Raw genomic sequence first — 11,875 nt, forward strand, 5'->3', positions numbered from 1 at the left:
GCTCACAAGCTTCTCGTCCGCCTCAATGCCAAAGCACGCGATGCGCGAGCGCAATATGCAAATGCAACTTGACACCCCAGATAGTCGCTCCCCGCCTCGAAGCCGTTGGGAATGGCGAGGATGACGAGGCGCGCGCCCGCGATATTGGCGGCGGCGAGCGTTTCGGCCTTGGCCGCATGGGCGGGGATGACTTCGATGCCCTTTTCCCGGAGCCCCGCCGCCCGCGGGCTTGCATCCTCGATGACAAGGAAGGCCGCCTCCTTTTGCTTGAGCGCCGCGCTCACGATGCTGCCGACGCGGCCATGCCCGATAAGCACGATATGGTCGTTGAGAGACGTGGCGGTGAGATCATCGTCCGGATCGGCGGGCGCGCTCGCAGCCCCGGCCGGCGCCTTCCGGTCGAAACGCGCCTTCCAGAGATCGAGCGCGGTGAAGGCCAGCGGATTGAGCACGATCGACAGGATCGCGCCGGCGAGGATGAGGTCGCGTGCCTCGGCCGGGATGAGCCCCAGATCGCGGCCCACATCCGCGAGGATGAAGGAGAATTCGCCGATCTGGGCGAGGCTCGCCGAGATGGTGAGCGCCGTCATTAGCGGATGACGGAATGCGAGCACGATCAGGAAGGCGGCAAGCGATTTGCCGATCACGATGACGAAGAGGGTCGCCACCATTGGCAAGGGATCGCGCAAGAGGCTCATCGGATCGAACAGCATGCCGGCCGAGACGAAGAACAGCACCGCGAAGGCATCGCGCAACGGCAGTGATTCCTCCGCCGCGCGCTGACTGAGCTGCGATTCGCTCAGGATCATGCCGGCGAAGAAGGCGCCGAGTGCCAGCGACACGCCGAAGAGCTTGGCGGCGCCGAAAGCGACGCCGAGCGCTATGGCGAGGACCGCGAGCCGGAACAGCTCGCGTGAGCCGGTATGGGCGACATAATGCAGAAGCCAGGGGATGAGCTTGCGGCCGACGATCAGCATCAGCGCCACGAACAGCGCCACCTTGACGAAGGTGAGGATGAGCACGCCCGCGAGACCGAGCCCCAGATACTCGGCGATGGGATCGGCATGCGACGCCTCGCCGCCCGATTGAATGACCTGGGCGAGCGCCGGCAGCAGGACCAGCGCCAGCACCATCGCCAGGTCTTCGACGATGAGCCAGCCGACGGCGATGCGGCCGCGCTCGGTCTCGAGGATGCGCCGTTCCTGCAGGGCCCTGAGCAGCACGACGGTGCTCGCCACCGACAAGGCAAGCCCGAAGACGAGGCCTGCCGCCGGCGCCCAGCCGAGCCACCAGGCTATGGCTGTGCCCATGGCGGTGGCGATGGCGATCTGAACGATGGCGCCCGGGACCGCTATCGCCCTGACCGACAGGAGATCCTTCAGGGAGAAATGCAAGCCCACGCCGAACATGAGCAGGATGACGCCGATCTCGGCCAGTTGCGGCGCCAGCGCCTGATCGGCCACGAAGCCCGGGGTGAACGGCCCGACCAGGATGCCGGCGACCAGGTAGCCGACGAGCGGCGGTATCTTGAACCGGTTGGCGATGGCGCCGAGGATGAAAGCGAGGCCGAGGCCGATGACGATCGTGGCGATAAGCGGCGTTTCATGCGGCATGCGGGACGAGTGGTCTCCCCTCTTGCTTGCGGGACAAAGTTGGATTATGGCCGCGCGTGCCCCGGCGGAACAAGCAAACTATGGCGTGATGACAATGAGTTGTGCGAAAAACCGCGATAGCCGCGGCGCTGCCACATTCGGTGGGTTAGACTGACGCCATACCCAAACCACCGGCTCTCTTCATGAAGCTTTCAAAGCTTATAGGCCTGCTTTGCGTGTCCTGCAGTACGGGCCTTGCCCATGCGGCCGACCTCCCCGAGGACTTGTCCGTTTATGCGGGGAAATATCCTTTTGACGTGGTGGACGGTTATTCTTTCTTCGAGAATCCAAAGGTCGTGGCGGCGCTCGACAACACGGCGGGACCCGGCACGGCGGACTGGGTCGACAATCTCGATGTCGGGACGCCGATAGCTCTACAGGAAGACGGGCTCATCGCTACGGTCTGCGAGGCGCATAATTGCGGCAACAACAATGCCGCACTGGCGATCTCGGTCGCGGGCCGGCTCATCGCCCTCTGTCTCTTCTCGAAAGAGGGCGATCTCGGCACGGTGCCGGGCCAGGTACATTGGATCGGGCTCAGCCTCGACCGTTATATCGATCCGCCCGACGAAGGCGGCGGCTGCCCGCGCGACGCCGATGAGTTCCTGGAAGCCTACAGCAAGGCGCTCCAGTAGAGCCGGCCGAAAATCTTAAGTTTAATGTCTGACGGGTGGGAAACCGGTATCCACTTTTCCCGATCAGGCGTAGAGCAAATCCCGCCAAAGTTGCAGACTTTGGCGATAAGGATCTGCTCCAACATATTAATCTGGCGCGATTCCTTTCGACGAGGTGATTCCACCTCGTCGGGAAGCGCGCTAGCTTCATTGAATCGAAATCTTAGGCATTGGCATCAAGTCTCTGATTTGACTCAAGTTCTGGACGAGGTGGGAATTGGCAGCGATGCAGTTGACCAGATGGCTTGGATGGGGCGCCGGGATCCTGTTGCTGTCCCTCGGCGCCCATGCCGAGACCACCGGGACGGAAGGCGACGCCACCTTGCTGCCCGGCTGCCAATGGAAGGACCAGACGATTCTCATCCACGGCAAGCCCAGTCAGCAGCTGAGCTTCCGCTACCAGGAATGCACAGCCAAGGACCTGCCCAAGGTCGTCTATGCGCTCAATGAGCGCGAGGAGCTGATCCAGTCCTGGGGCGGCGATCATGGCGGCCCGGTCGCGCGCTTCTGGCCCTTGAAGGGCGAGAAACCCTCCGTCTTGATCCACAATATCGCGGCCCCCTCGATCGATCCCAAGGAGATCGGACGCTGCGTCGTTCATCTCGACTTTGCGTCCAACACCTATAATTACGAGCCCAATGCGGCCTATATGGAAGAGCTGCTCGCCACCGACGAGCCCTTTGCCTCTTGCGGCGACTACGGCACGACGAATGACGCGATCCAGTATTTCGTCGTCATCGACAAAGTGCTGCTGGCCTATATGTGGCTCGGCCAGGACACGCCGTTCTTCGATCCGGCCAGCTTCAAATATGTGAATACCGAGAAGCCGGGCGTGGTGGAGTAGCCCGCATCGGCCTGGCCATCCATCCAGTCAACCGCAATAAGCCTTGCCGCTGCGCCGGTTGGCGAGATCGAGATGGAAGTGATCGTTGTGTTGCCGGTTGTAGCCCGGCCCGAGGACGGTCATGAACTCGGCGCAGGCGTCCTTGCGGATCTCGCGCAGGAAGGTTCTTTCATCGTCTTCGCCGCGCCAGCCCTGCTTGATCGTGATCTTGCGGCCGTCGGCGAGCGTGAAGCTCGATATGTCGATGGCGTTGCCGAATCCGTGCTCGCTCATGCGGGCACCGCGCTTGTTGTTGCGGGCCCGGCAGGAATAGGACCCGGCGATGTCGAGCGCGGTCACATTCTCGCCGAACGCCGCCTGCGCCGCCGGCTGGACAACGGCGCCCATCCAGTCGTGCAAGGGCTGGGTGACGCTGCAATTGAGGATGGCGGGCTGGCTGAGCGTGACGCCCGCCACCGAATACATGCGCCAGGGATTGGGCACCTGGCAGCCATTGCCTTCGTCGATCGGATCGAGCTTCTCGGCATCGCCCAGGATGCGCGGATCGGTGAGGCAGTAGATGGGAGGTGCGATGAGGCCTTCGGTCGTGAACTGTTTTGATCCATCGCCGCAGGCGGAGAGCATGGCGAGGACGGCCGTGCCGACGGAAAGCCCAACGAGCCTCTCGATACGCATGAACCAACTCCGGAACGCAACCGACCCGCCCGGAGGTTAGAATTTTAAGATTAATAGAGATTTCATGGCCGCCCTCGAGCCGGTCATCCCGTCAAAATAAGTTTAGGGGGGCCGGATCAGCCTTCCAAGGCATTCATGAGCTGCAGCAGGTCACCTCTGCGCTTGGACAGATAGGAGGTAAAGATGCTCCGCTGCATATAGATCATCGAGAAGCCGAGCACTTTCGCATCGGCGACCTTGTAGGTCTTGTTGCGCCAGACCAGCCGCCAGTTGACCGTGTAGGTCTGGCCCGACATCAGATAGATCCGGCTCGAGACCATGATATCCTTGCCGTCGGTCTCGGCCTCGCCCACCTCATATTTGGCGATCGGATATTGCCGCGACTGGTCGGCGAAATAGCGCGACATGAACACCGCCACACCGCGGAAATAGCGTGGCCGCTGGGCGGAAACGAGATTGGCCTTGTACTGGCCGAGCGAATAGAGCGCGATTTCGGGAACATCGGCATAGCGCTGGATGACGCTGAGGAAGGCGGAGACGGTTCCCTGACGGTGCGCCTCGAGCAGATCCCTGCCGACCTTCCTCATGAAGGCGACGGAAGGATGGTTCTTGTCGCCGGCAAGGGCCGTCGTTCCGGCGAGACCGGCGCATGCCAATCCGGCGCCCGCCTTGATAAAGGCGCGCCGCGAGAGGCTCTCCACCCTGCCCTTCGGAAACTCAGCCATGATTCGCCTTGATAGCCTTCTCAAGTGAAAAGACGTAACGGAATCGACTGTATTTCGTCAACTGCGGTCCTCACCAGCTTTCCGCGCTGCGCAATTCCGCGAACAGCTGCTTGAAATCGCCCTGGGAACGCTTCAGCACGTCGGTGAAGCGCTTCTTGAGCTGCAGCGACAACCACACGCCGCGGACATTGATGTCGCTCACCTGGCCCCCGCCCAGAATGCGCCAGCGCACCTGGCTCGTCGACCCGTTCTTGAAGCGCACCGAGGAGTTGACGATCGTCGTGTTGCCCTGCTTGCTGGAGGAATTGATCTCGATGCTCGAGCCTTGGAACTCGTCGACATAATAGACGAAGAAGGCCGCCATGTAGAACGACACCAACTTGACGAATTCCCCCGCCATGCTGGGCGGCAGGTCCTTGCGGTAGGGCCCGAGCGCCACGAGGCCCACCGAGCGCACATTGGTATTCTGGTTGATGAGGCTCGAGAAGCGCTGCCGCATCGCCGCCTTGCCCGCCCCGCTATTGGCGAGCCGGATGACGTTGTTGCCGACACTGGTGACATACTGCTCAGCGGGTGACAGCGCCTCAGCCTTGCGTCCGGCAAGCGTGGTCGTCGCCAGCAGCAATGCAAAGCCCATGAAGCCGCGGCGGCTCAACCGCCCGTGGAAAACCTTATCGCTCATTCCTGATCCGTCGAGTTGATGCCTCTCTCGCGCCGAGATTTCTGCCAGAAAGGACGGTCGCCAGGCAAGCCGGGACGTGATGAAGTTCCGATGACGGGGTTACTTCCGCAGATAGTCGAGGAGCGCGGAGATCTGGCCGTTGTTCTTCTTGAGAACGGAGACGAAATTCGTCTTCTGGGTCGATGCCAGCCAGATGCCGTCGACATTCACATCGAAGATGCGGAAGCCGCCGCCGCGCTTGACCAGCCGCCAGGTGACCGGCACTGAGCCGCCGCCACCGCCCATATTGAGAACACTCTTCACCAGGACGCTGTCGCCCGCATCCTTGGTGCCTTGCACTTCAAGGCCCTGGCCGGCAAGCTTCTTGGCATACTGCTGGAAGACCCTGGCGATATAGTTCTCGACCAGGCTGTAATATTCGGCCTTGACGTCATTGGTGAGGCTTTTGCGATAGGGGCCGAGCGAGTAGATCGCGATGGCCGCGATGTCGGCATTGGACCTGAGAAGCGAGCGGAACTGGCTGACCGAATTGGCCCGGGCGGCGGCGATGACGCCGTTGCCGACCTTGGAGACATAGCTTTCCGCCGACGTTGCCGCGAACACCAGCGACGGGGTCAACGCCAAGGGCAGAGCCAGAGACATGAAAAGACGACGGCTGAGGGGCCGGACGATGTCAGTCATGGTATCGATCCTCAATAGGGGTTGAGGGATTGCGGGATGGTTGATGGCGGCAGGCTGGAGGCGCCGGTACCCGGATTGTATCCGGCGGCTTCGTTGGCGATCTCGGCTTGCCGTTTCTGCGCATAGAGGTCGCGGACGCTGGCGTATAAATCGGGCGAATTTTTGCGCAGGCTGTCATAATCGTCGAGAATGGCCTCGCGCCCCGACACCACCTCGACGCCGATCGGGATCGAGCGCTCCCAGAAGGGCGCGTCATAGAGAATCCAGGTCATGGGATTGACCGCCGTGTCGGCGACCCTGCCGACCATGTCGCGCGGATTGCTGGGGCCGAGGAGCGGCAGCACGATATAGGGATTGCCATTGATGCCCCAGGTGCCGAGCGTCTGGCCGAAATCTTCGCGATGGAAAGGTTCACCAAGGCCTGTCGCATGATCGAAGATGCCGCCGATGCCCAGCGTGCTGTTGACCATGAAGCGCTTGATCGTGTTGGCTGCCGCTTCCGGATTGCCCTGCAATATGTCGTTGGTCAGCGTGACGGGTGTCGCCAGATTGTTGACGACGTTGGTCACGCCACGGCGTATCGGCGGCGGAACAATGGCGCGGTAGACCCGCGCGGCGGGCTCAAGCACCACGCGATCGACCACATCGTTGAAGCCGAACATCACGCGGTTGAAGCCTTCGAGCGGATCACTCTGCGTCGCGACGAGATCGCCGGGAACACTCTCGGGATCGCCGGTTGCGCCGCCGGTTTCATTCAGGTCCCCCGGCACCTGCACGCCATCGACGACATCGACGCCGGACACCGTGGCGGCCGGCTCGACGATCACGCGCTGCTTGGGATCGATCTCATAAACATACTGCTTGGGCTTGAGATTAATCTTGAGAACTTGCTGATCGGGATCGAACGTGAAGGCGTCCCCGGGATCGGTCTTGAAAACCTGCTCCTGGGGATCGATCTTCAAACCCGGCTGACGATCGGTCTTGGCAACCTGCTCCTTGGGATCGATCTTCAATGCCTGCTTGCTCTCGAGCTTCTTCGCCGCGAGCTGCTTTTTCTTCTTCTTGCTGCTCTGTTCATTCGACGCGAGGGAGAGGACGGTCTGGGTTATCCCAGCGCGCTCGGACTTGCGCTCCGCCGAGGCTGCAGCCGGCAGCAGCGCCAAAAGCGCAGCGCAGCAGGCGCATGTCGCCATGCGCCGCAAATGCACATTCTTCCGGTGGCTTACCGTCCGAAACATCACGACTCCCGCTTCCCCTCACCTTAGCGCATTTTTCCCAGAGCGCGACGACAATTTATGTGACTGTTCATGACTTCGATGGGACGTGAGTTAGGCCTTTTTTAGGTTAATACCATCCTAACGTTGATTTTGACATAAAGATATGTTTATGTGAGCATATTGAATGGATCGACCCATGGATGAACTTCTTGCCGGGATGCGCGCGATTGCCGAGACGACGCGGCTCAGGCTGTTATTCGTCCTTTCCCACGGTGAGTTCAATGTGAGCGAGCTGACCCAGATCCTGGGGCAGAGCCAACCGCGGGTGAGCCGCCACCTTAAGTTGATGTCCGAGGCCGGACTCCTCTCGCGGTACAAGGAGGGAAGCTGGGTGCTCTTCCGCCTGAGCGATGGGACGCGCGGCGCCGCCTTGGCGCGGGCCATCGTCGACTTGCTTCCGGGCTCCGATTCGGTGCTCGTCAGCGACATCGCCCGCATGGAGGAGATTCGCCGCCAGCGCGCCGAGAACGCCTCGGCCTATTTCAGCGCCAATGCCGCGAACTGGGAAAAGCTGCGCTCGCTGCATGTGAGCGAGGCGGCCGTCGAAGCCGCCATGGCCGAGATGGCGGGCGACGATACGCTGGGCAATTTCCTCGATCTCGGCACCGGCACCGGGCGCATCCTGTCGCTCTTCGCGCCGCAGGCGGCGCAGGCCACGGGCATCGATCAGAGCCGCGAGATGCTGATCATCGCGCGCGCCAATCTCGAGGCTTCGGGGCTGCGCCACGCCCAGGTGCGTCAAAGCGACATCTATGCCCTGCCCTTTCCAAGCGCCAGCGCCGACTTCGTGACCATCCATCAGGTGCTGCATTATCTCGACGATCCTGGCCGCGCCTTGATCGAGGCCTCGCGCATTCTCAAGCCCGGCGGTCGCCTGCTCATCGTCGATTTCGCGCCGCATGACCTCGAGCATCTGCGCGACCAGCATGCGCATCGCCGCTTGGGCATAGCGCCCGACATCATGGCCTCATGGCTGAAACGCGCCGATCTCAAGGTGATGCAGGAGAAGATCTTGCCGCCGCCCAGGAGCAACGGCTCGTCCGGGCTCACCGTTTCCCTGTGGCTGGCGAAACGCCCGGCCGAGGACATCACCAAAACCGGCCGCAGCGCCAGAAACCGAGTGGAAGGAAATCTGGCGTGAACAGCAAGCCGCGAGTGTCTTTCGAGTTCTTTCCGCCCAAGCCCGGTGAGCCTTCCGAGCAATTCTGGAAGGTCATCAAGCGGCTGGAGGAGATGAAGCCGCTTTTCGTCTCGGTCACCTATGGCGCCGGCGGCACCACGCAGGACCGCACCTTGGGCACGGTCAACGGCATCGTCGAGCGCACCTCGCTCCAGCCCGCAGCACATCTCACCTGCGTCGGCGCCACGCGCGATGAGGTGGATGAGGTTGTGCGCGGCTATTGGCAGGCGGGCATCCGCCACATCGTGGCCTTGCGCGGCGATCCGCCGGGCGGTGTCGGCGGCCGCTTCGTGCCGCATCCTGAGGGCTATCGCAATGCCGCCGATCTGGTGCGCGGCATTCGCGCGATCGCTCCCTTCGAGGTCTCGGTCTCGGCCTATCCGGAAAAGCATCCGGAGGCGGTTTCGATCGAGGAGGATCTGGCCTTTCTCGCCGACAAGGCCGAGCAAGGCGCGACGCGCGCCCTCTCCCAGTTCTTCTTCAACAATGCCGCCTTCCTGCGCTTCCGCGACCGCGTCTTTGCCCGTGGCATCAAGATCGAGCTGGTGCCGGGCATCCTGCCGATCACCAATTTCGCCAAGGTGAAGGAGTTCGCGACGAAATGCGGTGCCTTCCTGCCGCCGGCCCTCGCCCAGCGCTTCCATGGCCTCGATGCCGATCCCGAAACGCGCAATCTCGTGGCGGCCATGGTGGCCGCCGAGCAGATCGATTTCCTGCGCCGCGAGGGCGTGGAAAGCTTCCACTTCTATACGCTGAACCGCGCCGATCTCGTCTATGCGATCTGCCGCGTCGTGGGCCTGGGCGAAGAGGCCGAAGCGGCGTGAGTCCATGGCCGCCCATCGAGGCGGCCATCCAGATCAGCTCTTCAGGCAGTATTTCCAGTCTTCCATCTCATTGCGGCCCCACACCTTGGCGATGGCCGGATGCGCCGTCACGCGATTGTACATGGCGCGCAGATTGGGATGCTTCTTGAAGAAGGCGGGGACGTCGAAATTCCAGGTCGCCTGCATGGCGGCATAGATATCCGCCGCACTCATCTTGTCTCCAAGGATATAAGGCTTGTCGCCAAGCGCTTGCGCATAGATGTCCCATTCCCTGGCCATGCGGTTGAGCGCTGCCGATTTGACGCATTTGCCGCCGCTCTGGTCGCTCGTATAGCGGTCCGGATAATAAGCGGCGAGGCCAGTCATATAGACATTGGTGGCGAGATAGATCATCCAGCGCAGATAAGCGGCGCGCTCGGCCGATGTGGGCGGCGGAGCCAGGTCGGCTTCGCGGTGCGTGTCGGCGAGATAGAGCGCGATGGCCGCCGACTCGGTCATGATCGTGCCATCGGGCAGGATGAGCACCGGCACCTGACCCAGGGGATTGAGACGGGTGAGCTTCTCCGACGGTGCCTGGCCGTCGGATGACCGTTCGATGAGCTCGACTTCATAAGGCACCGCTGCTGCCTCGAGTATGGCTTCGATCGCAACTGAGCCCGATCCGGGGCGCCCATAAAGTCTGTACATGCAAGCTCCTCCCAAACCCCCGCTTATGGTGATTTTCCACAGTTCTGCGGGAAATGTCACTTGCATGTGCTGCATGGGCGTCTGAGAGTAATGCGGGGAATGGCAAAATGACGCGCAAGAGCGGACGTGGGGAAAAGAATCGGACAGCGGGCGACGCACCGGTGCGGTTTTCCTATTCGACGGCCGATCAATCCTTGCTGCAGCGCACCGTCATCCAGGCCATCGAGAAGATCGGCGGCCAAGCCAAGCTCAAGAAGCTCTATGACAACCGCAACAAGGAGCGTCTGCCGGGCGAAAGCTTCTTCGCCACCGCCTTGCGGCTGCTCCGCATCTCGATCGATACCGACCGCACCTCGCTCGATCTCTGCCCGGTGAATGGTCCCGTCGTCTTCATCGCCAATCATCCCTATGGCGTGCTGGACGGCATCAGCCTCGCCTGGCTGTCGACGCTGGTCCGGCCCGACACCAAGGTTTTGGCCAATTCGGTGCTCTGCCAGATTCCCGAGGCGCGCGACAATCTGCTGCCCGTCGATTTCGCCGGCACGCGCACCGCGCGCGAGACCAATGTGCGTTCACGCCTGACGGCGCAATCCTGGCTGCGGGCCGGCCACGCCATCGGCATCTTTCCGGGTGGCGGCGTGTCGACCAGCGAGCGGCCGCATAAGGGACCGGCTGTCGAATTGCCTTGGGCGCCGTTCACGGCGAAGCTCATCCGCGCGTCACGCGCCGTCGTCGTCCCTGTCTTCTTCGTCGGCCAGAACAGCCGGCTGTTCCAGCTCGCGAGTCACATCAGCGACACGTTGCGCCTGTCGCTCGTCTTCCGCGAGACGGCGCGGCGCATGGGCACACGCCTCACTATGCGGGTGGGTCCGCCCATCCCGTTCAGCGAGATCGCCCATATCGAGGACCGCGGCGAGCTGGTGAAAGAGTTGCGCCGGCGCACTTTCGCCTTGGCACAGCCCGGTGATATCAAGGGTGCCAAGCCCGACCACCATTTGCGCGAGATCCGCAAATGGGTGCCGAAGGAAGACGACTAGGCCCGATAGCGCAGCGCGTTCACCAGGAGGGCAAAGGCCGGCGAAGATTGCCGGCGGCTCGGATAATAGAGGTGATATCCCGACCAATAGGGGCACCAGTCTTCCAGCACCCGTTTGAGCTCGCCCTTCGCCAGATAGGGCTGCACCATTTCCTCCGGCACATAAGCGATCCCGAGGCCCGCCACCGCCGCATTGAGGATCTGGAAGATGCTGTTGAGGACGAGTTGGCCTTCCACGCGCACTTTCAGCTCGCGGCCATCTTTTTCGAACTCCCATGCATAGAGCCCGCCATAGGTGGGCAGGCGTAAATTGATGCAGGAATGTCCGATCAAGTCCTGCGGCGTCTTTGGTGGCGGGTGCCGGGCGAAGTACGATTTCGCCGCGACCGCCGCGAAGCGGACGTCGGGTCCGATACGCACGGCTATCATGTCCTTGGCGACCTGCTCACCGAAACGCACGCCGGCGTCATAACCCTGCGCAACGATATCGATCAGGCCATAGTCGACAGTGATCTCGACCTTGATGTCAGGATACTTCGGCAGGAAATCTGCCAGCTTTCGCCACAGGACTGATTGAACGGCATGATCGCCGGACGTGATCCGGATGGTCCCGGCGGGTTTCTCTCGCAACTCGCTCAAGGCTTCAAGCTCGGCCTCGATCTCATCGAACCGCGGCCCGACGCCATGAAGCAGGCGGGCACCCGCCTCCGTCGGAGAAACGCTGCGCGTCGTGCGGGTCAGCAATCGAACGCCGAGACGGGCTTCAAGCTCCCTGATGGTGTGGCTTAGCGCCGATTGCGAAACCCCGAGCTTCGCCGCAGCCCTGGTAAAACTTCGCTCCCGCGCAACGGCGAGGAAGGCGAGAAGGTCGTTGACGGTTCCGCGCGGCATTCATGAGCCTCTCTCATAAGTCCATGCGAATTATACCAGCTAATCGC

Annotated in this window: 13 protein-coding genes; 5 read left to right on the forward strand and 8 right to left on the reverse strand. The window is 62.1% G+C overall.

The window, feature by feature from the left end:
- Positions 1 to 2 precede the first annotated feature (2 nt).
- Complete coding sequence (locus DS839_RS08745; protein WP_119269942.1) at positions 3 to 1,613, reverse strand: cation:proton antiporter domain-containing protein; 1,611 nt, start codon at positions 1,611 to 1,613, stop codon at positions 3 to 5.
- Positions 1,614 to 1,795: 182 nt separating this feature from the next.
- On the opposite strand from DS839_RS08745, the gene DS839_RS08750 reads away from it, so the two are divergent.
- Together DS839_RS08750 and DS839_RS08755 are read left to right on the forward strand one after the other, a co-directional pair.
- Positions 1,796 to 2,287, forward strand: a complete 492-nt coding sequence (locus DS839_RS08750; protein ID WP_162918401.1) for an Ivy family c-type lysozyme inhibitor — start codon at positions 1,796 to 1,798, stop codon at positions 2,285 to 2,287.
- 265 nt (positions 2,288 to 2,552) lie between these two features.
- Complete coding sequence (locus tag DS839_RS08755; protein ID WP_119269944.1) at positions 2,553 to 3,170, forward strand: hypothetical protein; 618 nt, start codon at positions 2,553 to 2,555, stop codon at positions 3,168 to 3,170.
- Positions 3,171 to 3,197: 27 nt separating this feature from the next.
- Here the strand turns inward: DS839_RS08755 and DS839_RS08760 are convergent, their stop codons facing one another.
- The 5 genes from DS839_RS08760 to DS839_RS08780 form a co-directional block, all read right to left on the reverse strand.
- The gene (locus tag DS839_RS08760) at positions 3,198 to 3,845 is read right to left on the reverse strand and encodes an extensin-like domain-containing protein (protein WP_368911385.1); all 648 of its coding nucleotides are present in this window, start codon (positions 3,843 to 3,845) and stop codon (positions 3,198 to 3,200) included.
- A gap of 116 nt (positions 3,846 to 3,961) precedes the next feature.
- Positions 3,962 to 4,570 carry an ABC transporter substrate-binding protein gene (locus DS839_RS08765; RefSeq protein ID WP_119269945.1) on the reverse strand — a complete coding sequence of 203 codons (609 nt, stop codon included), beginning with the start codon at positions 4,568 to 4,570 and terminating at the stop codon, positions 3,962 to 3,964.
- A 70-nt stretch (positions 4,571 to 4,640) separates the two neighbouring features.
- On the reverse strand, positions 4,641 to 5,252 hold the full coding sequence (locus tag DS839_RS08770) for an ABC transporter substrate-binding protein (protein ID WP_119269946.1): 612 nt from the start codon (positions 5,250 to 5,252) through the stop codon (positions 4,641 to 4,643).
- 99 nt (positions 5,253 to 5,351) lie between these two features.
- Complete coding sequence (locus DS839_RS08775) at positions 5,352 to 5,933, reverse strand: MlaC/ttg2D family ABC transporter substrate-binding protein (RefSeq protein ID WP_119269947.1); 582 nt, start codon at positions 5,931 to 5,933, stop codon at positions 5,352 to 5,354.
- An 11-nt stretch (positions 5,934 to 5,944) separates the two neighbouring features.
- Positions 5,945 to 7,171, reverse strand: a complete 1,227-nt coding sequence (locus DS839_RS08780; protein ID WP_119269948.1) for an MlaA family lipoprotein — start codon at positions 7,169 to 7,171, stop codon at positions 5,945 to 5,947.
- A 175-nt stretch (positions 7,172 to 7,346) separates the two neighbouring features.
- Here DS839_RS08780 and DS839_RS08785 point away from each other — a divergent pair, with 175 nt between their 5' ends.
- Together DS839_RS08785 and metF are read left to right on the forward strand one after the other, a co-directional pair.
- A complete protein-coding gene (locus DS839_RS08785; protein ID WP_119269949.1) occupies positions 7,347 to 8,351 on the forward strand; it encodes an ArsR/SmtB family transcription factor in 1,005 nt (334 codons plus the stop codon).
- Positions 8,348 to 9,214, forward strand: a complete 867-nt coding sequence (gene metF / locus DS839_RS08790) for a methylenetetrahydrofolate reductase [NAD(P)H] (protein ID WP_119269950.1) — start codon at positions 8,348 to 8,350, stop codon at positions 9,212 to 9,214. The genes DS839_RS08785 and metF overlap by 4 nt, the downstream gene beginning before the upstream one ends.
- Positions 9,215 to 9,247: 33 nt before the next feature.
- Here the strand turns inward: metF and DS839_RS08795 are convergent, their stop codons facing one another.
- Positions 9,248 to 9,901 carry a glutathione S-transferase family protein gene (locus DS839_RS08795; protein ID WP_162918402.1) on the reverse strand — a complete coding sequence of 218 codons (654 nt, stop codon included), beginning with the start codon at positions 9,899 to 9,901 and terminating at the stop codon, positions 9,248 to 9,250.
- 107 nt (positions 9,902 to 10,008) lie between these two features.
- On the opposite strand from DS839_RS08795, the gene DS839_RS08800 reads away from it, so the two are divergent.
- Positions 10,009 to 10,938: a lysophospholipid acyltransferase family protein gene (locus tag DS839_RS08800; RefSeq protein WP_162918403.1), complete on the forward strand. Its 930-nt coding sequence runs from the start codon at positions 10,009 to 10,011 to the stop codon at positions 10,936 to 10,938.
- Here the strand turns inward: DS839_RS08800 and DS839_RS08805 are convergent.
- Positions 10,935 to 11,828: a LysR family transcriptional regulator gene (locus DS839_RS08805; RefSeq protein WP_119269952.1), complete on the reverse strand. Its 894-nt coding sequence runs from the start codon at positions 11,826 to 11,828 to the stop codon at positions 10,935 to 10,937. The two genes, DS839_RS08800 and DS839_RS08805, sit on opposite strands and share 4 nt — an antisense overlap.
- Positions 11,829 to 11,875 lie beyond the last annotated feature (47 nt).

The organism is Taklimakanibacter deserti (assembly GCA_003574785.1).

Excerpts from the sequence above, each read along its gene's own strand:
- DS839_RS08745 (WP_119269942.1), bottom strand. The coding sequence starts at position 1,613 with ATGCCGCATGAAACGCCGCTTATCGCCACGATCGTCATCGGCCTCGGC.
- DS839_RS08750 (WP_162918401.1), top strand. The coding sequence starts at position 1,796 with ATGAAGCTTTCAAAGCTTATAGGCCTGCTTTGCGTGTCCTGCAGTACG.
- DS839_RS08755 (WP_119269944.1), top strand. The coding sequence starts at position 2,553 with ATGCAGTTGACCAGATGGCTTGGATGGGGCGCCGGGATCCTGTTGCTG.
- DS839_RS08760 (WP_368911385.1), bottom strand. The coding sequence starts at position 3,845 with ATGCGTATCGAGAGGCTCGTTGGGCTTTCCGTCGGCACGGCCGTCCTC.
- DS839_RS08765 (WP_119269945.1), bottom strand. The coding sequence starts at position 4,570 with ATGGCTGAGTTTCCGAAGGGCAGGGTGGAGAGCCTCTCGCGGCGCGCC.
- DS839_RS08770 (WP_119269946.1), bottom strand. The coding sequence starts at position 5,252 with ATGAGCGATAAGGTTTTCCACGGGCGGTTGAGCCGCCGCGGCTTCATG.
- DS839_RS08775 (WP_119269947.1), bottom strand. The coding sequence starts at position 5,933 with ATGACTGACATCGTCCGGCCCCTCAGCCGTCGTCTTTTCATGTCTCTG.
- DS839_RS08780 (WP_119269948.1), bottom strand. The coding sequence starts at position 7,171 with ATGTTTCGGACGGTAAGCCACCGGAAGAATGTGCATTTGCGGCGCATG.
- DS839_RS08785 (WP_119269949.1), top strand. The coding sequence starts at position 7,347 with ATGGATGAACTTCTTGCCGGGATGCGCGCGATTGCCGAGACGACGCGG.
- DS839_RS08795 (WP_162918402.1), bottom strand. The coding sequence starts at position 9,901 with ATGTACAGACTTTATGGGCGCCCCGGATCGGGCTCAGTTGCGATCGAA.
- DS839_RS08800 (WP_162918403.1), top strand. The coding sequence starts at position 10,009 with ATGACGCGCAAGAGCGGACGTGGGGAAAAGAATCGGACAGCGGGCGAC.
- DS839_RS08805 (WP_119269952.1), bottom strand. The coding sequence starts at position 11,828 with ATGCCGCGCGGAACCGTCAACGACCTTCTCGCCTTCCTCGCCGTTGCG.